The organism is Zafaria cholistanensis (assembly GCF_008580665.1).
Classification (GTDB): Bacteria; Actinomycetota; Actinomycetes; order Actinomycetales; family Micrococcaceae; genus Zafaria; species Zafaria cholistanensis.
The window spans coordinates 414,911-437,736 of record NZ_BKDJ01000001.1 but is presented as its reverse complement, the minus strand read 5'-3'; the positions used below and the strand labels follow the sequence as shown (position 1 = coordinate 437,736).

General features: G+C 72.9%; 19 protein-coding genes and 3 tRNA genes. 2 read left to right on the top strand and 20 right to left on the bottom strand.

What is annotated here, in order from left to right; all coding sequences use genetic code 11:
• Position 1: 1 nt before the first annotated feature.
• The 3 genes from NCCP_RS02025 to NCCP_RS02015 are packed head-to-tail and all read right to left on the bottom strand — an operon-like array spanning position 2 to position 4,265.
• A complete protein-coding gene (locus NCCP_RS02025; protein WP_149955400.1) occupies positions 2-2,248 on the bottom strand; it encodes an ATP-dependent DNA helicase RecG in 2,247 nt (748 codons plus the stop codon).
• The gene (locus tag NCCP_RS02020) at positions 2,238-3,200 is read right to left on the bottom strand and encodes a DAK2 domain-containing protein (RefSeq protein WP_149955399.1); all 963 of its coding nucleotides are present in this window, start codon (positions 3,198-3,200) and stop codon (positions 2,238-2,240) included. Before NCCP_RS02020 ends, NCCP_RS02025 begins: the two co-directional genes overlap by 11 nt.
• Positions 3,201-3,227: 27 nt before the next feature.
• Positions 3,228-4,265, bottom strand: a complete 1,038-nt coding sequence (locus tag NCCP_RS02015; RefSeq protein ID WP_225873619.1) for an LCP family protein — start codon at positions 4,263-4,265, stop codon at positions 3,228-3,230.
• Positions 4,266-4,329: 64 nt separating this feature from the next.
• On the opposite strand from NCCP_RS02015, the gene NCCP_RS02010 reads away from it, so the two are divergent.
• Positions 4,330-4,824, top strand: coding sequence for a DUF3515 domain-containing protein (locus NCCP_RS02010; protein WP_414727687.1), 495 nt, complete (start codon positions 4,330-4,332; stop codon positions 4,822-4,824).
• Between the two features lie 39 nt (positions 4,825-4,863).
• Here the strand turns inward: NCCP_RS02010 and NCCP_RS02005 are convergent, their stop codons facing one another.
• The 6 genes from NCCP_RS02005 to leuC all read right to left on the bottom strand — a co-directional run bounded on the left by NCCP_RS02005 (position 4,864) and on the right by leuC (position 11,287).
• Entirely contained in the window at positions 4,864-5,979 is a 1,116-nt protein-coding gene (locus tag NCCP_RS02005) for a D-alanine--D-alanine ligase family protein (protein WP_149955398.1), read from the bottom strand.
• A complete protein-coding gene (locus NCCP_RS02000) occupies positions 5,976-6,977 on the bottom strand; it encodes an NAD(P)H-dependent glycerol-3-phosphate dehydrogenase (RefSeq protein WP_149955541.1) in 1,002 nt (333 codons plus the stop codon). The genes NCCP_RS02005 and NCCP_RS02000 overlap by 4 nt, the downstream gene beginning before the upstream one ends.
• Positions 6,978-7,003: 26 nt before the next feature.
• The gene (locus NCCP_RS01995) at positions 7,004-7,798 is read right to left on the bottom strand and encodes a lysophospholipid acyltransferase family protein (protein WP_149955397.1); all 795 of its coding nucleotides are present in this window, start codon (positions 7,796-7,798) and stop codon (positions 7,004-7,006) included.
• Positions 7,799-7,807: 9 nt separating this feature from the next.
• Positions 7,808-9,127 carry a UDP-N-acetylglucosamine 1-carboxyvinyltransferase gene (gene murA / locus NCCP_RS01990; RefSeq protein ID WP_149955396.1) on the bottom strand — a complete coding sequence of 440 codons (1,320 nt, stop codon included), beginning with the start codon at positions 9,125-9,127 and terminating at the stop codon, positions 7,808-7,810.
• A gap of 102 nt (positions 9,128-9,229) precedes the next feature.
• Positions 9,230-9,829 (bottom strand): 3-isopropylmalate dehydratase small subunit, encoded by a 600-nt coding sequence (gene leuD, locus NCCP_RS01985; RefSeq protein ID WP_149955395.1) that lies wholly within the window; start codon positions 9,827-9,829, stop codon positions 9,230-9,232.
• Between the two features lie 12 nt (positions 9,830-9,841).
• Entirely contained in the window at positions 9,842-11,287 is a 1,446-nt protein-coding gene (leuC, locus tag NCCP_RS01980) for a 3-isopropylmalate dehydratase large subunit (protein ID WP_149955394.1), read from the bottom strand.
• A gap of 113 nt (positions 11,288-11,400) precedes the next feature.
• Between leuC and NCCP_RS01975 the strand changes: the two genes are divergently transcribed.
• On the top strand, positions 11,401-12,120 hold the full coding sequence (locus tag NCCP_RS01975; RefSeq protein ID WP_149955393.1) for an IclR family transcriptional regulator: 720 nt from the start codon (positions 11,401-11,403) through the stop codon (positions 12,118-12,120).
• A 41-nt stretch (positions 12,121-12,161) separates the two neighbouring features.
• On the opposite strand, the gene thiL is transcribed toward NCCP_RS01975, so the two are convergent.
• The 11 genes from thiL to NCCP_RS01920 all read right to left on the bottom strand — a co-directional run bounded on the left by thiL (position 12,162) and on the right by NCCP_RS01920 (position 22,674).
• Positions 12,162-13,241: a thiamine-phosphate kinase gene (thiL, locus tag NCCP_RS01970; RefSeq protein WP_225873618.1), complete on the bottom strand. Its 1,080-nt coding sequence runs from the start codon at positions 13,239-13,241 to the stop codon at positions 12,162-12,164.
• A complete protein-coding gene (locus NCCP_RS01965) occupies positions 13,234-15,036 on the bottom strand; it encodes a GTPase (protein WP_149955391.1) in 1,803 nt (600 codons plus the stop codon). Before NCCP_RS01965 ends, thiL begins: the two co-directional genes overlap by 8 nt.
• Complete coding sequence (locus tag NCCP_RS01960; RefSeq protein ID WP_225873617.1) at positions 15,033-16,808, bottom strand: dynamin family protein; 1,776 nt, start codon at positions 16,806-16,808, stop codon at positions 15,033-15,035. The genes NCCP_RS01965 and NCCP_RS01960 overlap by 4 nt, the downstream gene beginning before the upstream one ends.
• Positions 16,809-16,941: 133 nt before the next feature.
• Positions 16,942-17,014, bottom strand: a tRNA-Glu gene (locus NCCP_RS01955).
• Between the two features lie 51 nt (positions 17,015-17,065).
• A tRNA-Glu gene (locus tag NCCP_RS01950) sits at positions 17,066-17,138 on the bottom strand.
• Positions 17,139-17,213: 75 nt separating this feature from the next.
• Positions 17,214-17,285: transfer RNA gene (locus NCCP_RS01945), tRNA-Gln, on the bottom strand.
• Positions 17,286-17,410: 125 nt separating this feature from the next.
• Positions 17,411-18,244, bottom strand: coding sequence for an HAD family hydrolase (locus tag NCCP_RS01940; RefSeq protein ID WP_149955389.1), 834 nt, complete (start codon positions 18,242-18,244; stop codon positions 17,411-17,413).
• A 2-nt stretch (positions 18,245-18,246) separates the two neighbouring features.
• Entirely contained in the window at positions 18,247-19,761 is a 1,515-nt protein-coding gene (gltX, locus tag NCCP_RS01935; RefSeq protein WP_149955388.1) for a glutamate--tRNA ligase, read from the bottom strand.
• 12 nt (positions 19,762-19,773) lie between these two features.
• Complete coding sequence (locus tag NCCP_RS01930; RefSeq protein ID WP_225873616.1) at positions 19,774-20,448, bottom strand: response regulator; 675 nt, start codon at positions 20,446-20,448, stop codon at positions 19,774-19,776.
• Complete coding sequence (locus tag NCCP_RS01925) at positions 20,445-21,668, bottom strand: sensor histidine kinase (protein ID WP_149955386.1); 1,224 nt, start codon at positions 21,666-21,668, stop codon at positions 20,445-20,447. The genes NCCP_RS01930 and NCCP_RS01925 overlap by 4 nt, the downstream gene beginning before the upstream one ends.
• A gap of 244 nt (positions 21,669-21,912) precedes the next feature.
• A complete protein-coding gene (locus NCCP_RS01920; protein WP_149955385.1) occupies positions 21,913-22,674 on the bottom strand; it encodes a fumarylacetoacetate hydrolase family protein in 762 nt (253 codons plus the stop codon).
• Between the last annotated feature and the right edge of the window lie 152 nt (positions 22,675-22,826).

Here is a 22,826-nt window from a genome sequence, read left to right as displayed (position 1 = left end):
GCTATCCCCTTTCCAGGAAGGCCTGCATGTCTTCATCGACCCAGTCGCGTACGGCGCGGGCCAGCGCCGGATGCGCTTCCAGCCCGCCCGGCCCGTCCACGATCGCCTCGGCGTCCTCGCGGGCGGCCGCGATCAGGTCCGCGTCCTGGATCACGCGCAGCACCTTGAGCGTGGATTTGCGGCCCGACTGGCTGGAGCCCAGGATGTCGCCCTCGCGGCGCTGCTTCAGGTCCTCCTCGGCCAGCGCGAAACCGTCGCGCGTGGCGGCGACGGCGTCCAGGCGCGCCCGGGACGGGTGCCCCTCCTCCAGCCAGGTGGCCAGCAGGCAGGTGCCGTGCAGCCCGCCGCGGCCCACCCGGCCGCGCAACTGGTGCAGCTGGGAGATGCCGAACGCGTCGGCATCAACCACGGCCATCAGCGTGGCATTGTGCACGTCCACGCCGACCTCGATCACGGTGGTGGAGACGAGGATGTCGATCCGTCCGGCCTCAAAGTCGGCCATGGTGCGGGCCTTGTCCTCCGTGGCCAGGCGCCCGTGCAGTTCCCCCACGCGCACGCCCTCCATCAGCGGCATCGCGCGCAGCCGGGCCATCATCGCCTCGACGGTGTCGCGCGGGACCTTCGCCGCGGCCGCGCCGGATCCGGCGGCCTCGGCCCCGCCCGTGCCCGCCGCGGAAGCCGCCCCGGCGGCGGAGCCGCCGTCGTCCTCCCCGGACGCCTCGGTGATCCGCGGAACCACCACGTAGACCTGGTGGCCCCGGGCGACTTCCTCCCGCATCAGCTCGAACAGCCGCGTGCGGTACTTGGGCTTGGCCAGCGGGACCACATGCGTGTTGATCGGGGCGCGGCCGGCCGGGAGTCCCTCGAGGATGCTGACCTCCAGGTCCCCGAAGACGGTCATGGCCACGGTGCGCGGAATGGGGGTGGCCGTCATCACCAGCATGTGGGGGGTGGCGCCCGCCTTCGCGCGCAGGGCGTCGCGCTGTTCGACGCCGAAGCGGTGCTGTTCGTCCACCACCACCAGCCCCAGCTCCGCGAACTGGAGGTGCTCGGAGAGCAGCGCGTGCGTGCCCACCACGATCCCGGTCTCCCCCGAGGCCACGCGCAGCAGCACCTCCCTGCGCCGGGCTGCGCTCATCGACCCGGTGAGCAGGTCCACCCGGGTCCCGCCCTCGTCGCCGCCGAGCATCCCGGCGGCGGCCAGCGGGCCCAGCGCGCGGGTGATGGACTGGTGGTGCTGGGCGGCGAGGACCTCGGTGGGGGCCAGCAGGGCGGCCTGCCCGCCGGCGTCGATCACCTGGAGCATGGCGCGCAGCGCCACCAGCGTCTTTCCGGAGCCGACGTCGCCCTGGAGCAGCCGGTTCATCGGGTGGGTGCCGGCCAGGTCGGCGGCGATCTCCTCCCCGGTGGCGCGCTGGCCCGGGGTGAGGCGGAACGGCAGGGCGGCGTCGAAGCGCTCCAGCAATCCCCCTGAGGCGGCCGGGCGCGGCACCGCCGGCTGTCCGCGCCGGTGGGCCCGGCGCTGGGCGATGGCCAGCTGCAGCAGCAGGGCCTCGTCATAGCGGAAGCGGCGCAACGCCCGGTGGGCGTCGCGCAGCTGGTGCGGATGGTGGATGGCCCGGTAGGCCGCGGCCCGGCCCAGCAGGCGCCGGCGGCGCAGCAGCTCGGGGGGCACCGGGTCCGGCCAGCCGGCCTCGTCGACGCCGGAGAGGGCCAGCAGGACGGACTTGCGGATGGCGTCGTTGGCAAGCTTGCCGGTGGAGGGGTAGACGGGAATGGGCCGCGGCTCGGCGTCGGCGGCGGATTCGAGCACGGCGTACTGCGGGTGGGTCAGCTCCAGGTGCTCCCGGTAGCGGGTCACCCGGCCGCTGAACATCGCCACGGTCCCGGCGTGCAGGTCCTTGAGGGCCTGGTACCCGTTGAAGAACGTCATGCGCAGGTGCGCCTGCTCCGGGCCGAAGGCGTCCTTGACCACGACCTCCACCAGCATCCCGCGCCGGGTGTGCATGCGGCGCTGGGTGATGGTGTCCACCTCGGCAACGATCGTGACGTCCTCCCCCAGCGGCAGCGTGGCGATCGCGGTGAGCTCGCCGACCTCCAGGTAGCGGTTGGGGAAGTGGTCCAGCAGGTCGCCGACCAGTTCGTAGCCGAACCCCTTGCGCAGCTTGGCGTACGCGTCCCGGCCGATGACCGCGCCCAGCGGGGTGCCGGGCCCGAAGGCGGTGCGGTCGGCGTCCTCAGCCTTCATGGGTGCACAGGTCGGTGACGGACACGTTGACCGGTTCGCCTGCCCGGCCGATCGCCTCGAGGGCGTCCTCCTCGCGCGGCACGTGCACGTGCACGCGCCAGCGGTAGCCGTCCCCGGTCTCGTTCACGGGGGTCATGATGACCGACTCCCCCACCGCGTCCAGCTCGGCGCGCAGCGTGGCGGCCTGGAGGGGCGAGAGCGCAATCGTGCACATGACCTCGACGCCGGCCTCGGGCAGCGCGCTCGCGGCCAGGTGGGGGTCCTGGATGCCGTAGCCGTGCAGGGGGGCGTAGCGGTCCTCGTCGAAGGCTTCCCCCGTCACCGCCGCGCGCAGCGCGTCCAGGACCAGCAGCAGCCCCACGGCGCCGGCATCGACCACGTGGGCCGTGGCCAGCGGGCCCAGTTGGGCCTCCGTGGCCACCACTGCCTGGAGCGCGGCGGCGCATACCGCCTCGAGGACCTCCACGGCGGCGGCGCGGCTGGTGGGCTCGGTCGTGGAATGCATCACCGTGTCGGCGGCCGCGTCGGCGGCTGCGGCGATGACGGAGAGCATGGTGCCCGGGACCGGTTCGCTCAGTGCGGACCAGGACCGCACGCGGGCCCGGTCCAGCCCGGCGGCGATGAGCGGGCCGGTCAGGCGCCGGTGTCCCAGCAGGGGTTCGGCGAAGCCGGCGAACACCACTGCCAGCAGGGTGCCCGAGTTCCCGCGCGCGGACTCCATGCCGGCGCGCCCGGCCAGCCCCAACAGTTCGCCCAGGTCCTCGACGTCGAGCATGGAGACGGCGTCGTGCGCGGTGCGCGCGGTGAGGTAGAGGTTGCTGCCGGTGTCGCCGTCGGCTACCGGGAAGATGTTGATGGCGTCCAGCCGGTCGCTGTGGTTGCCCAGGAGCCTGACGGTGCCGTCCAGCCATGCCAGCACGGCCGACGCTCCGGTGGAGATTTTTGCCGTCATCTGCGGGTGTGCCCCTTTCGTTGCGGCCTACAGCCCGTGGTCCCGGACGAACCCGGCGACGTCATCGTCCGCCAGCGCGCCGGCCAGCGCGGCGATGGCCGCGGTGTCCGGCAGCACGACCGACTGCCCGTCGGCCGAGCGGCCGGTGCCCAGGGTGGGCAGGGTGAAGAAGTGCATGTCCCCGGAGCGGCTCCGGAGCATCGACAGTCCCAACCGTCCCGCCGCGGCCGCGTCCAGGGAGTCGTCAACCGCCAGGTACGGGGAGATTTGGCCCACCGATTTCCAGACCGTGGCGGGGTTGGCCAGGGTCTGCGGGGAGGCCAGCTCCCCCAGGAGGGCCTTGAGGAAGGCCTGCTGGTTGCGCACGCGCTGGTAGTCCCCGTCGGCGAACGCCTTGCGTTCGCGCACGAACGCCAGGGCCTGCGCGCCGTCCATGGCCTGCCTGCCCCCGGCGAAGTGGTGGCCCTTGAGCTGGCTGGCCGCAAAGGGCACCGGCACGTCGACCTCCACTCCCCCGAGCGCGTCGGTGAGGCCCTTGAAGCCCTCCATGTCGAGTGCGGCGACATGGTCGATGCGGGTCTGCAGCAGCGCCTCGAGGCTCAGCACGGCCAGCGGCACCCCGCCGTAGGCGAAGGCCGCATTGATCTTGTTGCTGCCGTGGCCGGGGATCTCCACCCAGGTGTCGCGCAGGATCGAGGCCACATACGCCCCGGAGCCATCGCCCGGGAAGTGCACCAGCATGATGGTGTCCGAACGGCCCGTATGGGGCAGGCCGGCAGCGGAGGCGGCCCCGCCGGTGCCGCGCGAATCCGAACCGAGCAGCAGGATGTTGGTGGCCCCGGTGGCGTTCGTCACCGGACGCAGCCCCTCCTCCGGAAACGCCGGGGAAATGGTGGCGGCCTTGGACTCGAAGCTGCGGGCCAGCGCGAACAGGTATCCTCCGGCCGCCAGCGCCGCCAGGAGCGCGAAGACCAGCACGGCGGCCAGGGCTGCGCGCACGGGCCGCCGACGCCTGGCGGGGGCATTGTGCCCGGGCCAGTCGTCGAATTCGTGCTGCGCCATCATGGCCCTTCCTCTGGAGATGTCCGGTCCCATCCTAGCCGGGCCCCGCAGGCGGTAAGGTGTTGTGGTGCCTTCCCAACCCCTGTTTCACCCCGTCCGTGCCGCGCTGGCGGCACTCGCCGCAGGCACCGCGGCGGCCGTCCTGTCCGGATGCTCGTCCATCGCGGCCGTCCAGTCCGCCGACGACGCCGCCAACCCGGCCTGCGCCTCCATGATGGTGGTCCTGCCGGACGTGCTGGCGGACCTGGAGCGGCGGGAGACGAACAGCCAGGGCACGGCGGCGTGGGGCGATCCCGCACAGGTGGTGCTGCGCTGCGGGGTCACCGTGCCCGGGCCCTCCACCGACCCGTGCGTGAGCGTGAACGGCGTGGACTGGGTGGCCCGGGAAGGAACTCCGGGCTGGACGCTGACCACCTATGGGCGGACCCCCGCCACCGAGGTGCTCTTCGACCCGAACCGGGTCCCTTCCAGCACCGTGCTGGCCGAACTGGCCCCGGCCGCGGCGAAGATCCCCGCCCAGGGCGGCTGCACCTCGGTCGATACGTCCGTGGACCTGCCCTGACCTGATTTGGCCCCGGCGGGGCCCCGACACCGGAAGCCTTTAGCGCAGGCCGGTGCGGCGGTGCAGCGCCAGCCAGATCAGTTCGTCGATCAGGTCCGGGTAGGCCAGGCCGCTCTTGGCCCACATCTGCGGATACATGCTCACCGGCGTGAAGCCGGGCATGGTGTTGATCTCGTTGATCACCCAGCGTCCGTCCGGGGTGTAGAAGAAGTCCACGCGGGAGAGGCCCTCGGCCCCGACGGCGTCGAACGCCCGGGCGGCGAGCCGGCGGACCTCCTCGACGGCCGCGTCCGGCAACTCCGCCGGGCAGCTGAGCGCTGCGGCGGCGCCGTCGACGTACTTGGCCTCGAAGTCGTAGAAGCTGTGCGCGCCCGGAGCCACGGCGATCTCGCCCGGCAGCGAGGTGCGCGGGGCGTCGGAGCCGCGTCCCTCGAGCACGCCGCACTCGATCTCGCGCCCGGCAATCCCGGCCTCGATGACCACCTTGGGGTCGTGTTCGCGGGCGGCCTCGACGGCGGCGCGCAGCCCCGAGGGGTCGTCGACGCGGCTGATGCCCACGGAGGAGCCGGCGCGGGCGGGCTTGACGAACAGCGGATAGGCCAGCGGGGCGGCGGTGGCCAGGGCGGCCTCCGGGTCGCGGTTCCACTGCTTGTCGGTAATCACCACGTAGGGCCCGACTTCGAAGCCTGCGGCCTCGAAGACCACCTTCATGTAGTGCTTGTCCATGCCGATGGCGCTGGCGGAGACGCCGGATCCCACGTAGGGCACGTCGGCGAGCTCGAGCAGGCCCTGCAGGGTGCCGTCCTCGCCGAACGGGCCGTGCAGCAGCGGGAAGACCAGGTCGATCGGACCCGGGCTGCGGCCGGCGTCGCTGGAAACCAGCTCGCGCGAGCCGCGGGTGGCCTCCAGCCGCAGCGTCCCGGTCCCGGAGGGAACCTCGGGCACGGTGCCGGAAGCCAGCGACCAGTGCTCGTGGTCCGCATCCACCAGCGACCACTCGCCCTCGCGGCTGATCCCCACCGGGACCACCTCGTACTTGGCGCGGTCGATTGCGTGGAGCACGCCGGCCGCGGTGACGCAGCTGACGGAGTGCTCCGAGGAGCGTCCCCCAAACAGCAGCGCGATCCGCGGTTTGCGGGCCAGGATGTCGGTCATGCGAGTTCCCCTTCGGATTTCAGCTGCCGGCCCAGCAGCCGGGCCGCCATCGCGTCGACGCTGAGCGTGCCCTCGAGGACCATCACGACGGCCTCGGTGATGGGCATCTCCACGCCCAGGCCGCGGGCCAGGTCCAGGACGGCCTGTCCCGACTTGATGCCCTCGGCGGTCTGCGTCATGCGTTCGTTGACTTCGGCCAGGCTCAGGCCCTGCCCGAGCAGCCGGCCGGCGGTGTTGTTGCGGGACAGGGAGGACGAGCAGGTCGCCACCAGGTCCCCGAGGCCGGCAAGTCCGGCCATGGTTTCGAGGCGGCCGCCGAGGGCGACCGCGAGGCGCGTGGTCTCGGCCAGTCCGCGGGTGATCACGGAAGCCTTGGTGTTGTCGCCCATGCCGCGGCCGTCGCAGATGCCCACGGCCAGCGCGATCACGTTCTTGACGATCCCGCCGATTTCGACGCCCACCAGGTCGGTGTTCGTGTAGGGGCGGAAGTATTCGGGGGTGCAGGCCTCGGCGATCCAGGTGGCGGTCTCCTGGTCTGTGCAGGCGACCACGGAGGCGGTGGGCTCCTCGCGGGCGATCTCCAGGGCCAGGTTGGGCCCGGAGACGACGGCGATCGCCTCCTGCGGCCAGTCCAGCTCCTCCCGGATGATCTCGCTCATGCGCGCGTCCGTGCCGCGTTCGAGGCCCTTCATGAGGGAGACGACGACGGCGCCGGCCGGCATTGCCGCCTTGAAGGAGCGCAGCTGCCCGCGCACGGTCTGCGCCGGAACGGCCAGCACCACCACCTCCGACCCGGCCAGCACGGCCGCGAAGTCGGTGGAGGCGGAGATGTTCCCGGGCAGCACGGTCCCGCCCAGGTAGCGGGCGTTGGTGTGCCGCTCGTTGATTTCGGCCGCGGCCTCAGGGCGCCGGGCCCACAGCTGGACCCTGGTGCCGCGGTCCGCGCCGGAGTCGGCGAGGACTTTGGCGAACGTGGTGCCCCAACTGCCGGCACCCATGACCGCGATCTTGCGCGGGGCCGTCCTCACCGGGCGGCCTGCCCGTCGGCCGGGTCCGCCGCGGAGGCGGTGCCGGCGTCGGGCTTGGCCTCGAAGTCGCGTCCGGTGCTGCTCTGGCCGTGCGCGGCCGGGTCCCACAGGACCCGCGGCGGCTCCTCGCCGCGGATCTCGGCCAGCTGGGCCGCCAGCGCGGCCATGATGCGGTTGGTGGCCTCCTCCAGGACGGTGCGGGTCATGGGGCCGCCGGCGAGGTCGGAGAGGTCCACCGGGTCCCCGGCCACCACGCGCACCTGCTTGCGCGGGAACAGCTTGAGGCCCTTGGCGTAGCGCGGCAGGAGTTCCTGGGCTCCCCAGTGGGCGATCGGCACCACCGGCGCGCCGGTCCGCAGGGCCAGCCGCGCGGCGCCGGTGCGCCCCCGCATGGGCCACAGGTCCGGGTCCCGGGTCAGCGTGCCCTCCGGGTAGACGATGACCGCCCCGCCGGATTCGAGCAGGTTCCGGGCCGCCTCCAGGGACCGGTTGGCCCCGGCCGAGGAGCGCTCCACCGGCACCTGCCCGGTCGCGCGCAGCACGTGGCCGACCACGGGGATGCGGAAGAGCGATTCCTTGGCCATGAAGCGCGGCATGGTCCCGTGGTTGAACAGCGCGTGGCCGACCACGAGCGGGTCGAACTCGGTCACATGGTTGGGGCAGGCGATGAAGCCGCCCCGGGGCAGCTTCTCGAAGCCTTCGTGGCGCTTGCCGATCAGCAGGTTCAGCAGGGGGCGGGCGATGCCCCCCACGATCCCCCAGGTCAGGCGGGAGCCCAGCGATTCACTCACGGCCGCTCCCTACGCGGTCAGCTCGACGCGCGCCCCGAGCCCCTGGAGCTTGTCGAGGAAACGCTCGTAGCCGCGGTTGATCAGTTCGATGCCGGTGACCCGGCTGCTGCCCTCGGCCGCGAGGGCGGCGATCAGGTGGGAGAAGCCCCCGCGCAGGTCCGGGATGTCGATGTCGGCCCCGTTCAGCCGGGCCGGTCCGGTGACCACGGCCGAATGCAGGAAGTTGCGCTGGCCGAAGCGGCACGGGACGGCGCCGAGGCACTCGCGGTGCAGCTGGATGGTGGCGCCCATGCGGACCAGGGCCTCGGTGAAGCCGAAGCGGTTCTCGTACACGGTCTCGTGCACGATCGACACGCCCTCGGCCTGGGTCAGCGCGACCACGAGCGGCTGCTGCCAGTCGGTCATGAAGCCGGGGTGGACGTCGGTCTCCAGCACCAGCGGCTTGAGCGGGCCGCCCGGGTGGAAGAAGCGGATGCCGGCGTCGTCGACCTCGAACGCCCCGCCAATCTTGCGGTAGGTGTTCAGGAACGCGGTCAGGTCCTGCTGGTCCGCGCCCTCGACGTAGATGTCCCCGCGGGTGACCAGGGCAGCGGAGGCCCAGGAGGCGGACTCGTTGCGGTCCGGCAGCGCCTTGTGGTTGTAGCCGGAGAGTGCGCTCACGCCCTCGATGCGGATGACGCGGTCGGTCTGGACGGTGATGATGGCGCCCATCTTCTGCAGCAGCGCGATCAGGTCCATGATCTCGGGCTCGACGGCGGCGCCCTTGAGCTCGGTGATGCCCTCGGCCCTGACCGCGGTCAGCAGCACCTGCTCGGTGGCCCCCACCGACGGGTACGGCAGCTCCAGCTTGGCTCCCTTGAGCCCGCCGGGCGCGGAGATCGCGATGCCGCCGGGGCGCTTGTCCACCACGGCCCCGAAGCTGCGCAGCACGTTCAGGTGGTAGTCGATCGGACGGTCGCCGATGCGGCAGCCGCCCAGGTCGGGGATGAAAGCCTCCCCGATGGCGTGGATGAGCGGTCCGCAAAAGAGGATCGGGATCCGGGAGTCACCCGCATGCGCGTCGATCGCGTTGGAGGGAGCGGTCTTGGCGCCCTGCGGATCCAGCGTCAGGTCGCCGGTGGCGGGGTCCTTGTCCACCTTCACGCCGTGGAGGGTCAGCAGGCTGGTGACAATCTCAACGTCCCTGATTTCGGGGACGTTGCGCAACAGGGACGGCCCGTCGCCGAGCAGTGCCGCGACCATGGCTTTCGGCACCAGATTCTTGGCGCCCCTGACTGTCACTGTTCCCTTGAGCGGCACGCCGCCGTGGATAGTCAGGACTTTGCCCATGGATAAAAAACCTCACGATTGACTGGTCCCCAAAGCGCCGGGGATTCCTAGTAAGCATACAGCCCCCGGCATGGCCGGGGGCTGTGGGGCCGGTTCCGGGGGCTATGGCCTGGCGGGCAGCGTGGCCGGTTTCCAGCTGGGGCGGGCCGCCTCGTAGGCGGCGATTTCGTCGGCGTGCTGCAGCGTCAGGCCAATGTCGTCCAGGCCTTCGAGCAGGCGCCAGCGGGTGTAGTCGTCGATCTCGAACGGGGCGTGGATGGCGCCGCAGGTGACGGTGCGGGACTGGAGGTCGACCGTGACCTGGGCACCCGGGTGGTTCTCGAGTTCCTTCCAGATCAGCTCGATGTCGGACTGGTCCAGCTGGGCCGCGACCAGGCCCTGCTTGCCGGAGTTGCCGCGGAAGATGTCGGCGAAGCGGGAGGAGAGCACGGCCTTGAAGCCGTAGTCCTTCAGCGCCCACACCGCGTGCTCGCGGGAGGAGCCGGTGCCGAAGTCGGGGCCGGCGACCAGCACCGAGCCGGCCGCGTACGGCTCCTGGTTCAGGATGAAGGAGGGGTCCTTGCGCCAGGCGGCGAAAAGGGCGTCCTCGAACCCGGTGCGCGTGATGCGCTTGAGGTAGACGGCGGGGATGATCTGGTCGGTGTCCACGTTGGACTGGCGCAGCGGGACGCCGGTGCCGGTGTGGCGGGTGAACTTCTCCATGGCGGGGCCTCCTTAGGCGCTGACGGGGACGGGCAGGTCGGACGGGGAGCTGAGCGTGCCGCGCACGGCGGTGGCCGCGGCGACCACCGGCGAGACCAGGTGGGTGCGCCCGCCCTTGCCCTGCCGGCCCTCGAAGTTGCGGTTCGAGGTGGAGGCGCAGCGCTCGCCCTCGGCGAGCTGGTCCGGGTTCATGCCCAGGCACATCGAGCAGCCGGCGAAGCGCCATTCGGCGCCGAAGTCGGTGAAGACCTTATCCAGGCCCTCGGCCTCGGCTTCCAGGCGGACGCGGGCCGAGCCGGGGACCACGATCATGCGCACGTTGGGGTCCTTTTGGCGGCCCTTGACGATCTCCGCGGCGGCCCGCAGGTCCTCCATGCGGCTGTTGGTGCACGAGCCCAGGAAGACGGTGTCCACCCGGATGTCCTTCATCGGGGTGCGGGCCTGCAGGCCCATGTACTCGAGGGCCCGCTCGCAGGCGGCCCGCTCGTTCTCGTCGGCGAAGTCCTCCGGGGCCGGCACGGCCGAGGACAGCGACACGCCCTGGCCGGGGTTGGTGCCCCAGGTGACGAACGGCTCCAGGGTGTCGGCGTCGATGGAGACCTCGGCGTCGAACACGGCGTCGTCGTCGGTGTGCAGGGTCTTCCAGTAGGCGACGGCGGCGTCCCAGTCGGCCCCGGCCGGGGCGTGCGGACGGCCCTGGAGGTAGTCGAAGGTGGTCTGGTCCGGGGCGACCAGGCCGGCGCGGGCGCCGGCCTCGATCGACATGTTGCAGATGGTCATGCGCGCCTCCATGGACAGCGCGCGGATCGCGGAGCCGCGGTACTCCAGGACGTAGCCCTGCCCGCCGCCGGTGCCGATCTTGGCGATCACGGCGAGGATGATGTCCTTGGCGCTCACGCCCGGCTTCAGGGTGCCCTCGACGTTGATGGCCATGGTCTTGAAGGGCTTCAGCGACAGCGTCTGGGTGGCCAGGACGTGCTCGACCTCGGAGGTGCCGATGCCCATCGCCAGGGCACCGAAGGCCCCGTGCGTGGAGGTGTGCGAGTCGCCGCAGACCACGGTCATGCCCGGCTGGGTGAGCCCGAGCTGCGGACCCACCACGTGGACGATGCCCTGCTCCTTGTCGCCCAGGGAGTGCAGGCGCACCCCGAACTCGGCGCAGTTGGCGCGCAGCGTCTCGATCTGCTTGCGGCTGGTGGGGTCCGCGATCGGCTTGTCGATGTCCAGCGTCGGGGTGTTGTGGTCCTCGGTGGCGATCGTCAGGTCCAGGCGGCGGACGGGGCGGCCGGCCAGGCGCAGGCCCTCGAACGCCTGGGGGCTGGTAACCTCGTGCACCAGGTGCAGGTCGATGTAGATCAGGTCCGGCTGGCGCGCCGCGCCCTCGCCCTCGCCCTTGCGCACGACGTGCGCGTCCCACACTTTTTCGGCCAGCGTCCGCGCTGACTCCTGAGCGGCCATTGCCGGCTCCTTCCCTGACGGTTTCCGACGACCTATCCACTGAAACACCGCACCCGGCGGGAAATCCAGCTTCCCGACTTGCATCTCACATAATGAGACGGAAGTATCATTTTATGGACAATTCAAGTGGCGTAGGCGTCATCGACAAGGCGGCCGCGGTCCTCGACGCGCTCGAGGCCGGCCCCACCACCCTGGCCCAGCTGGTGGCGGCGACCGGACTGTCCCGGCCCACCGTGCACCGGCTGGCGCAGGCGCTGGTCCACCACCGGCTGGTCGGCAAGGACGTCCACGGCCGCTTCGTGCTGGGCAGCCGGCTGGTGGAGCTGGCCTCGGCCGCCGGCGAGGACCGCCTGATCGCCGCGGCCGGGCCGCTGCTCATCCAGCTGCGCGACGCCACCGGGGAGAGTTCGCAGGTCTTCCGCCGGCAGGGCGACTCCCGGGTTTGCGTGGCCTCGGCCGAGCGCCCCGTGGGCCTGCGGGACACGATCCCCGTGGGCACCCAGCTGTCCATGCGGGCAGGCTCGGCAGCGCAGGTGCTGCTGGCGTGGGAGGACCATGAGCGCCTGCTCGACGGCCTGCAGAACGCCCGCTTCACCCCCACGATCCTGGCCGGGGTGCGCCGGCGCGGCTGGGCCCAGAGCCTGGGCGAGCGCGAGCCCGGCGTCGCCTCGGTGTCCGCGCCGGTGCGCGGACCCTCCGGCCGCGTGATCGCCGCGGTGTCCATCTCCGGGCCGATCGAACGCCTCACCCGCCAGCCCGGGCGCCTGCACGGGGACATCGTGTGCCAGATTGCGGCCCAGATCAGCGAGGCCCTGCGCCAGAACGGGGAGTGATCCCGGCCGCTCCAGCGTTCCCCTTCCAGCAGGCCGGGCGGCTAGCCTCCGAAGTGGTCGTACCCGGGCCGCTGCCCGCGCAGCCGGGCCAGGGCCTCGGCCGCGGGGCGCCCGTCCACGCATACCGGCGCGGGCAACCGGCCCGACCCCAGCCCGCCCGGCTCCAGCCCGCCCGCTTCCAACACGGTGCCAATGCGGCGGAAGCCGTGGGGCAGCGGGGCTCCGGGCGGGAAGGCGGCCAGCAGCCCGTGGTCCTCTCCCCCGGAGAGGACCCAGAGCAGCGGCGGCACCCCGGTGGCGGCACCGGCGGCGGCCAGCGCCCCGGCGTCGCCCTCCAGCGCCGCGGCCTCCAGGTCGATGGCCACCCCGCTGGCCGCGGCCATCCGCCCGGCGTCGCGCACCAGCCCGTCGGAGAGGTCCAGCATGGCCCGGGCCCCGGCCAGGGCGGCCTGCGGGCCTGCCGCCAGCGGAGGAAGCGGGCGGGCCTGCCGGGCGACCAGGGCGCGTTCGGCCTCCCCCAGCCGCGCGTAGGGCAGCGGGGATTCGAGCAGGGCCAGCCCGGCCGCGGCCGCCCCGAGCACGCCGCAGACTGCAAGGGTGTCCCCGGGGCGGGCCCCGGAGCGCACGACGGCGGCGCGCCCCTCGAGGCTGCCGGTGGCCGCGGCGGTGACCGCCAGTTCGCTGCCGGCCCCCAGGTCGCCGCCGGCGAGCGCGCAGCGGTCCGCGCCCAGGGTGCGCACGGCCGCGGAGTAGCCGTCGGCCAGGGACTCGACCCAGGCCACCGGCGTGCGGGCCGGCAGCGTCAGGCTGATGACCAGGGCCGTCGCGACCGCCCCCATGGCGTTGATGTCGGAAAGGTTCTGCGCCGCGGATTTCCAGCCGACGTCGAAGCCGGTGGTGCGGTAGCCGTTGGGCCACTCGAGGCGGAAGTCCTGGTCCTGGACCAGGGTGTCCACCGAGACCACGAAGCGCCCGTCGGGGGCGGCGACCACGGCGGCGTCGTCACCCGGGCCCAGCAGCGCCGGCGCCCCGGCCAGGCGGGGAAGGATCCGGGCCAGCAGGCCGGCCTCCCCCAGCCCGGCCACGGTGGGGCCCTCCGCGGCGGGGCGGACCTCAGCCACGGGCCACCGCCAGCGCCTCGGCGAAGCGGTTGTACCGGTTGACCTCATCCGCCACCGGCGCCACGATCCGGGCGGCGGCGACCCCGGCCACCGCCGCGTGCAGCCGGCGGGAGACGGTGCGGGCGCGGCGGGCGGCGGCCGCGCGGGCCACCACCCCGGAGGCGAGGCCGAGCACGATGCCCAGCAGGACCCCGGCAACCAGCATCAGCGTGGGAACCGGGATGCCCTCCACCACCGGAGCGGCCGGAACCGGGAACTGGAGGAAGCCCATCACCGCGAGTCCGCCCAGCCAGGCGGCTCCGGCCAGGGCCACGGCCAGGGCGCACCACTGGAGGATGCCGGCCAGCGGCCACCACCAGGAGCCGCGCCCGGCACCGATGTCGGTTCCGGCGATCGCCTGGTCCAGGGCATCCGGCAGGGTGTCCGCGGAGCCGCGCGCCGCGCGCCGGATGGAGGCCCGCCACACGCCGGGGGCGCCCTGGGCCGCGGCGTCGGCGAAGGCCCGCACTGCCGAGTCCGCCTGGGCACGCTGGGCGGCCCCGGCGCCGGGCAGGGCGGTGTGGTTCAGCGCGGTGCGGTTCAGCGCGGGGTTGGCCTCCCGGCTGCCGAAATCCCTGCTGTGGAGGTTCAGCCGGCGCAGCGGGTCCGGGCGCAGCTTGCCCAGCCAGCGCACCACCGGCCAGCCGGTGCGCGCGTGCGCGTCCCTGCGGTAGCTGTCCCGGACCGCCCGCACCACGATGTCCACCCCGGCGGCCTGGGCAAGGTTTTCGGCCAGGCGGCGCGCCGCGTCCGGGCCCGGCGGCTCCAGCCGGTGCGGCGCCGACGCGGGGCGCCCGGCGGCATCCCCCTGCCCGGCGGCATCCCCCTGCCCGGCCTTCCCCTGTCCGGCCTCTCCCCACCCGGCGCCGAGTACGGCGATCGGGCCCGTGGCCGCCGGGACCGCATCGGCGGCGAGGGCCCCGGCCAGGGTGTCCGCTGCGGCCGCGACGTCCGCCAGCAGGCGTTCGGTGGCGGCGGTCCGCTCGGCCGCGACCGCACCGATGGCCTCGCGCAGCTTTTCCACGCCCTCCCCGGTCGCGGCGGAGACCGGCAGCACGTCGATGCCGGGCAGTCCGTCGCGGGCCAGCAGACCGCGCAGGGAGACCAGGACCGGGTCCAGCTGGCCCGGGCGCAGCCGGTCGATCTGGTTCAGCACCACCAGGGTGATGGCTCCGTGGCCGGCCATCGGGCGGATGAAGTCGTGGTGCACGGCGGCGTCGGCGTACTTCTGCGGGTCCAGGACCCAGACCAGGACATCGACCTGCCCGGCCATCCGGCGCACGGTCTCGCGGTGCTCGGCCGCCGTGGAGTCGAAGTCCGGCAGGTCCAGCAGGATCAGGCCCCCGCGCTCGGGCGCCTTACGGAACAGGCCGCCCTTGGGGGCGGGCAGCGGTTCCTCCAGCGGGCGGCGGTCCCGGACCTGGAGCCAGTCCAGCAGCGGACCGCTGCCCTCCTCCCCCCACACCGCGGCCAGCGGGGCCGAGGTGGTGGGCCGGGTCGCGGCCGTGCGGGCCAGTTCCCGCCCGGCGACGGCGTTGAAGAGGGAGGATTTGCCGCTTCCGGTGGCCCCGAAAAAGCCCACGACGGTGTGCTCGGCGGAGAGCGAGCGGCGCTTGGAGGCGCGCTCAAGCACCGCGTACGCTTCCGCTGCGGCGGCCTCGGGGACGCGGCCCTCGCCCAGCTGCCGGGCCTCGTTGAGCGCCTCCAGGCGGGTAACCAGCGGGGTGGATGCGGTGTCGCGGCGGCGGCGGCTCATGCGCGGGCCTCCCCCGGCGCGCCCAGCGTGCCCAGCCGGCGCACCAGGTCCTCCAGGACGTCCGCCTCCGTGGCGGGACGCAGCACCGCGAGCCGGTCCAGGAAGCGCCGGCTCTCCTGTTCCAGCAGGGCGCGGCAGCGTTCGTCCAGCCCGTCGGCGGCGCGTTTGGCCAGCCGGCGGACGGCGTCCTCGCCAAAGATCGCCTCCAGCAGCTTCTGCCCGACCACGGCGGAGCCGCCGGCAATCCCGATCTCCAGTCCGGTGAGTCCGGCGGTGGAGGCGAACACCACCACCATCAGGGCCACGGCAACGCCGTTGACCCCGAAGGACACCATGCGGGCGGTGAAGCGCTTGTCCGCCCCTTCGGTGCGGATCATTTCCATCAGGTCCCCCTGCCAGGCGCGGATCTGTTCGGCCGTGCGGTCGCTGAAGCCGGGCCCGACGCCGCCGAGGTCGTCCGCGCCGAGCAGTTGCCGCCCGGCCGGGTCGGCGCGCCAGCGGGCCTCGCTTTCCTCTGCCGCCTTGGCGGCCTGGTCCACGACGACGGCGTGCAGCCCTGATTCGATGGCCTCCTCGACGGTGGCCACGGGTTGGGGCCTGCCGGCGAAGAAGGCGCCCAGGCGGTCGCGGAACCGCCCGATCGTGGTTTCGAGGGAGCGGAAGAATTCACCGGTGCCGACAAAGGCCTGCCAGCGGGCCAGCACCTCCCCGCGCAGCAGGGTGCCGTCCCGGGTGGCGCTGCGGATCCGCTCCAGGGCCTGCGCATACGCCTCGGAGACGTTCGCCTCCAGGCGCGCCCCGGCGTCGTGCTGTTCGCGTTCGGCAGCCGCCACCGCGCCCGCGGAGCCGGCCAGGGCCCGCAGGGCCCCGGCCAGGGTGCGCCGGGCCAGTGCGGAGCGGGTTCCGGCGTCGGCCGCGACGGAGCCCAGCCAGGCCTTGACCGCGGACACGGCGGCCCCCGGAAGCATCTCCAGTTCGTCCAGCGGCACCTCCGGCACCACGAACAGCGGGGCTCCGCCCAGCCCCTCGCGGGCGAGCATGGCGCGCAGGTCCGCGGCAACCTCGGCCTCGACGCCCTCCGGAACGCGGTCCAGCACGATCGCGACGGTGATATCGCGCCGCGCGGCCTCGGCGAGCAGCTTCCACGGGACGGCGTCGGCGTAGCGGTTCGCGGTGGTCACGAACAGCCACAGGTCCGCGGCGGAGAGCAGCTGCCCGGCAAGGCGCCGGTTCCCGTCGGAGACGGAGTCGATGTCGGGGGCATCCAGCAGTGCCAGGCCCGCAGGCACCGCCGGGTCGGCCACCAGGACCAGCGACCCCATGGCCTCCGGGTCCGGCTCGACCCCGGCCTGCGCCGCCGGCACCGGGCGGGACGGGGACACGCTGTGGCCGGTCACCCGCCCCAGCCCCGGCAGGATGCGGGTGTCGGCAAACCAGGACCCCTCCGCGGGGTGGTGCAGGAGGATCGGCTGGCGGGTGGTGGGACGGATCGCCCCGGCGCGGGTGACCGGATGGCCCACCAGCGCGTTGACGAGGGTCGATTTCCCGGCACCGGTGGACCCGCCGACGACGGCGAGCAGCGGGGCGTCCAGGCGGCGGTAGCGGGGGATGATGTAGTCCTCGAGCTGCGCGACGGCGGTGCGGGCGGCCTCGCGGGCGGCCGGGGCCCCGGGAAGTTCCAGCGGCAGCGCCGCCGCCGCGAGCGCGTTCCTGGCCCGCTCGAGGAGGTCGATCGCCGCGGCGGGCTCCTGCGGTCCGTTGGTAGTAGTCACGTCCCCATCATGCCAAAGCCGCGGCGGGCGGCCGGCCAGGACCCCGAACCGGAGGGCTCGGGCGCGCGGCGGAGGCATCCGGCGGGCCGGCAAAAAGAAAGGTCCCGGACCGAAGTCCGGGACCTTTCAAAGGTGACCCCAGCGGGATTCGAACCCGCGTTACCGCCGTGAGAGGGCGGCGTACTAGGCCGCTATACGATGGGGCCGCATAGCTTGCACCGTTTTCAGACGCGTGCCGTCTTGTCCGTGAAGGACAGTGACCCCAGCGGGATTCGAACCCGCGTTATCGCCGTGAGAGGGCGACGTACTAGGCCGCTATACGATGGGGCCGTATGCCGCGCGGGAGTCGAACCTCCACGCACAGCCGGCCGTCCGCGTTGCATTACCTGCAGCGGAGGCCGAGCGCTGGGATACCAGGACTCGAACCTAGAATGACGGTACCAGAAACCGTAGTGTTGCCAATTACACCATATCCCACTGTCTTCGGCGCCTTCCGAATTCCTTCCGGCCTTCGTTCCGTGCGCCTCAGCACGAGTAATTACTTTACACGAGGTGCCGCGCGATTCCAAAATCGGGGCCGCCCACGCCCGGGGCGGCCCCGGCTACCGCGGAATGACGCGGATTTCGGGGCTGATCAGGCCCGGCAGTTCGGCGAGTGTGCGCAGGACGGCGGGTGCGAGGCCGGTCACATTTCCGCCTCCCTCCGGAGCCATCACCGGGAATGCGCCTTCCGGCAAGGTGCCCTCAGGGAAGGTGCCCTCCGGGATACTGCGGTCCAACAGGGCCGCGCGCAGGCCGGCCTCCAGCGCCCCGCGCACGTCGTTGAGCGGGTTGTCCCCCACGTAGAGCACGTCCGCCGGCTCCAGGCCCAGCAGGTCCGCCCCGGCCAGGAACGGCCGCGGGTCCGGCTTGGGCGCCCCGGCGGTGTCCGAACCGACCAGCACCCTGATGCGCTCCAGCCCGGTGATGTCCAGCTTCTCCCGCTGATAGGCGGCCACGTTGTTGGATACCGCGCCGTAGGGCACGCCCAGGCGGTCCAGCTCGTCCAGGCAGGGGTGGACGTCGTCGAACGGCCTCCAGGCCGGACGCACGGCGTCTTCGAAGTCGGCGGTGAACCGCGCCAGCTCCGCCTCGGGCAGCTCCGGGCCTCCCACCAGGGCGTAGGCGTGGCTGATGCGCCGCATCCGCTGCCCGGCGAAGGTCAGTTCCCCGGCCATGTAGCGCTCGTAGAACCCGCCGGCGTCGGAGGAGAAGGCCGCCGCGGCTCGCTCGCGGTCGGCATCCGGGATCCTGGCCAGGTGCGCGGCGCTCAGCCGCAGGAAGCCGGCGCGGGCGGCCGCGTCCAGGTCCACCAGGGTGTCATCGATGTCGAAGAGCACCCCGGAAACGGCCCGGCCGGCCGCGCGGGTGCGGCCGGCCGGGAGGGTGGCCTCCATGCTCACAGGGCGTCGATGTCCGCGCGGAAAGCGCGCAGCCTGGCCAGCGAGGAGTCCTTGCCGAGGATCTCCATGGACTCGAACAGCGGCGGGGAGATGCGCTTGCCGGAGATGGCGGTACGGACCGGGCCGAAGGCCAGGCGCGGCTTCAGGCCCAGCCCCTCGATCAGCGCCGCCCGCAGCGCCTCCTCGATGGCCCCGGCAGTCCAGTCGGCCAGCGGCTCAAGCACGGCAAGGCCGGCGTCGAGGACCTCGTCGGTGTTGCCCGGCAGGCCCTTGAGCGCGTCCTGGTGCACCACCAGGTCGGCGTCGGAGCGGAAAAGGAACTCAAGCATCTCGGGGGCCTCGCCCAGCAGGGCGATGCGTTCCTGCACCAGCGGCGCGGCCGCGGCCAGGATCTCCCGCTGGCGCTCGGTGAGCTCCTCCCCCACCAGGTGCGCGTGGCGCAGGTAGGGAATCAGGCGCTCGCGGAAGTCCGCCGGGTCCAGCAGCCGCACGTGGGTCCCGTTGATGGCCTCGGCCTTCTTCAGGTCGAAGCGGGCCGGGTTGGACAGCACGTCGGCGACGTCGAACGCCGCCACCAGCTGCTCGCGGGTGAAGATGTCCTCGTCCGCGGACAGCGACCAGCCCAGCAGGGCCAGGTAGTTGAGCAGTCCCTCGGGGATGAAGCCGCGGTCACGGTGCAGGAACAGGCTCGACTCCGGGTCGCGCTTGGAGAGCTTCTTGTTGCCCTGGCCCATGACGTAGGGCAGGTGGCCGAACAGCGGCATGTACCGGGCCACGCCGATGTCCACCAGCGCGCGGTACAGCGCGATCTGGCGCGGGGTGGAGGAGAGCAGGTCCTCGCCGCGCAGCACGTGGGTGATCCCCATGAGGGCGTCGTCCACCGGGTTGACCAGGGTGTAGAGGGGCTTGCCGTTGGCGCGGACCACCGCGAAGTCCGGCACGGTCCCGGCCTTGAAGGTGATCTCGCCGCGGACCAGGTCGGTGAAGGTGATGTCCTCGTCCGGCATGCGCACGCGCAGCACCGGTTCCCGGCCCTCGGCGCGGAACGCCGCGGCCTGCTCGGGGGTGGTGTCCCGGTCCCAGTTGTCGTAGCCGAGCTTCGGGTCGCGCCCGGCGGCCTTGTGCCGGGCCTCGACCTCTTCCGGCGTGGAGAAGGACTCGTAGAGGTGGCCGGCGTCCTTGAGCTTGGCAATGACCCCGGCATAGAGGTCCGCGCGCTGGGACTGGCGGTAGGGCTCGTGCGGTCCGCCCACGTTGACGCCCTCATCCCAGGTGATGCCCAGCCAGTCCAGCGCCTCGAGCAGCTGGTTGTAGCTTTCCTCGGAGTCGCGCGCCGCATCGGTGTCCTCGATGCGGAAGATCAGCTTGCCGCCGGTATGCCGCGCGTAGGCCCAGTTGAAGAGCGCGGTGCGGATCAGGCCGACGTGCGGGGTGCCGGTCGGCGAGGGGCAGAAGCGGACGCGGACAGGCGTATCCGCCGTGACGGTGGGGATCAGGGATGCATCAGTCATGGTGCTCCGATTCTAGTACGGGCCGTCTCCCCACCCCGCGTCGCGGGCCGCCAGCGCCGCCTGCACCCGGTTGGTCAGCCCGGTCTTGGCCAGGATGCGGGACACGTGGGATTTCACGGTCGCCTCGGCCAGGAAGAGTTCGGCGGCAATCGCCTCATTGCCCATCCCCCGGGCCACGCGGACCAGCACCTCGCGCTCACGCGCGGTGAGCGTTCCCAGGCGTTCCAGCGCGGAGGCCTGGCCGGCCGGGGCGGTGCGGCCGCGGGTGTGCTCGATCAGGCGCCGCGTCACGCTTGGCGCCAGCATGGAGCGGCCGGCGGCAACCTCGCGGATCGCGCGGAACAGCTGCTGCGGTTCGGTGTCCTTGAGCAGGAAACCGGCAGCCCCGGCCTCAAGGGCCGCAAAGACGTAATCGTCCGCGTCGAAGGCCGTCAGCACGATCACCTCGGGCGCCTGCGCCTGTTCGCGCACCCGCGCGGTGGCCGCAATGCCGTCCCCGCCCGGCATGCGCACGTCCATGAGGACGACGTCGGCGCGGAAGGCCCGAGCCGCGGCGGCGGCCTCGACGCCGTCCCCGGCCTGGGCAACGACCTCCATGTCCGCGCAGGTGCCGATGATCGCGGCGAGCGCCTCGCGGACGATGCGTTCGTCGTCGGCCACGATCACCCGGATCGGCGCCCCGCTCACCGCTCCTCCCACGGCAGCCGGGCGTACAGGCGGAAGCCGCCGCCGGGGACCGGACCGTGGCGCAGGTCCCCGCCCAGCGCGCGGACCCGCTCGGCCACCCCCACCAGGCCCAGTCCCGCACCGGGCAGCTCCCCGGCGGGCGGCGCGGCCGAATTCTCCACGGCCACCTCCAGCGTTCCGGGACCGGCGGTCAGCGTAACGGTCACGGTGGAGGCCGGCGCATAGCGGGCGGCGTTGGTCAGCGCCTCCTGGACGATCCGGTAGGCTGCGCGCCCCACCGCCGGCGGCACGGCGTCCGCGGGCAGCGGCCCCGCCTCCACCAGGAGTCCGGCGCTTCGCCACCCCTCGATCAGCCCCGGCAGTTCCCCCAGCCCCGGCGCCGCCTGGCGGTGATCCGGGAGGGCGTCCTCGCGCAGGACGCCGAGCACCCCGCGCAGTTCCTCCAGGGCCTTCCGGGCGCTGCCCCGCACGGCCGCGGCGGTGCCCGCCGTGTCCTTATCGGTGGCGGTCAGTTCCAGCGCGGCCGCCTGCACGGCGACCTGGGACATCCGGTGGGCGATGGTGTCGTGCATCTCGCGGGCGATGCGCTGGCGTTCGGCGGAGCGGATGCGCCCGGCGTCGGCCGCATGCGCGGCCTCGGCGGCCTCGGCCCGCTGGCGCAGCGCCTCCAGGGTGCGCAGGCGCTGCCCCCGGTATGCGCCCCAGGCGCAGACCGCCGCCAGCAGGACCAGCAGCAGGACGAAGGCCGCCACCAGCTCGGCCGGCGGTCGGCCGCCCGCGGGGCCGTTGAGCATGAGGTCGTCGAGGACCGTCAGGGCGGCACTGGCAACGGCCAGCGCCGCCGCCGGGGCGAAACTGCGCCTCTTGCCCAGGTGGTACAGCGCCAGGAAAAAGGCCAGGCCGCTGAAGGAGGCCAGCCCCAGGGCCGCGGTGAGGGCCGCCGCGGCAACCGGCCGGTTCCGGCGCAGGAGCAGGAACCCCGCGGTTCCGAAGGCGGTCACGGGGGCCAGGCCCGCACGTGCCGCGAGCCACGGGTCCGCGGGGAGCCCCCCCTGGGGCAGCCAGGAGGAGGCGCCGATGGCGACCAGGGCCACGAGGGCGTCAAGCAGCCCCACGGCGAGGACGAGGCACACGCTGGCGGCACGCCCGCGCGGCCACGGCAGGGCTGCGCCGGACATCGGCTCGGCCGCGGATATCCGGGCGGTGGTCTGGGTTTTCATGTCTCCAGCCTAGGAACGCCCCATCCGGTGCACATCCAACGAAAGTAGTGGTTTTGCCCGCCGGCGTCATCCCCGCGCGCGGCGTCCCGGCAGGACAGCAGGACAGCAGGACGGCAGAAGGGCGGGGACGGCAGGGCGGCAGGCTCCCGCACCGCGCCGGCAGCGGTACGGGACCGGCGCCTGCCTGCCTGACTGCCTGCCTGCCTGCCCGCCTTCCTGCCTGCCCGCCTGCCTGCGGTCGCGGCTAGCGGCGGAAGGTGTTGGACAGGGTGCCGATGCCCTCGATCTCGACCTCGAAGCGCTGGCCCTCGGTGAGCAGGCCGACCCCGGCGGGGGTGCCGGTGAGGATCACGTCCCCGGGCAGCAGCGTGAAGGCCGAGGAGGCGTAGGCAACCAGTTCGCGCACGCCGAAGACCATGTCCTTGGTGGTGCCCTCCTGTTTGGTCTCGCCGTCCAGGCGTCCCTCGATCGCGAGGTCGTCCGGGTCCAGGTCGGTTTCGATCCACGGCCCCAGCGGGCAGGACCCGTCCCAGCCCTTGGCGCGGGCCCACTGGCCATCGGTGCGCTGGGCGTCGCGGGCGGTGAGGTCGTTGGCGCAGGTGTAGCCGAAGATGACTTCGTCGGCCTTCTCCGCCGGCACGTCCTTGCAGATCCGCCCGATCACGACGGCCAGTTCCGCCTCGTAGGAGATCTCGTCGGAGAAGGAGGGCAGGGTGACCGGGTCGTTCGGGCCGACGACGGCGGTGTTCGGCATCAGGAACATCATCGGGGAGGCGGGCAGTTCGTTGCCCATCTCCCTGGCGTGGTCGGCGTAGTTGCGCCCGATGCCCACCACCTTCGAGCGCGGGATGATCGGGGCCAGCAGGCGCACGTCCTCCAGTTTGTGGCGGGCGCCGGTGGGCCTGATGCCCTGGAAGAACGGGTCGCCGGCAATGGCCGCGACCTCGTCCCCCTCCACGACGCCGTACAGGGGATCACCATCGAGAACGAAACGAGCAATACGCATGGGTTAGAGCTTAGTGGAGGCCGCGGGTCCGGACGGCGCCCCGGGCGCCGGGTTCGCAGTGCCGGGGTTCGCAGTGCCGGAATCCACCGTGCCGGGGTCCACCGTGCCGGAATCCACCGTTCCGGGGTCCACCGTGCCGGGGTCCGGCTCCG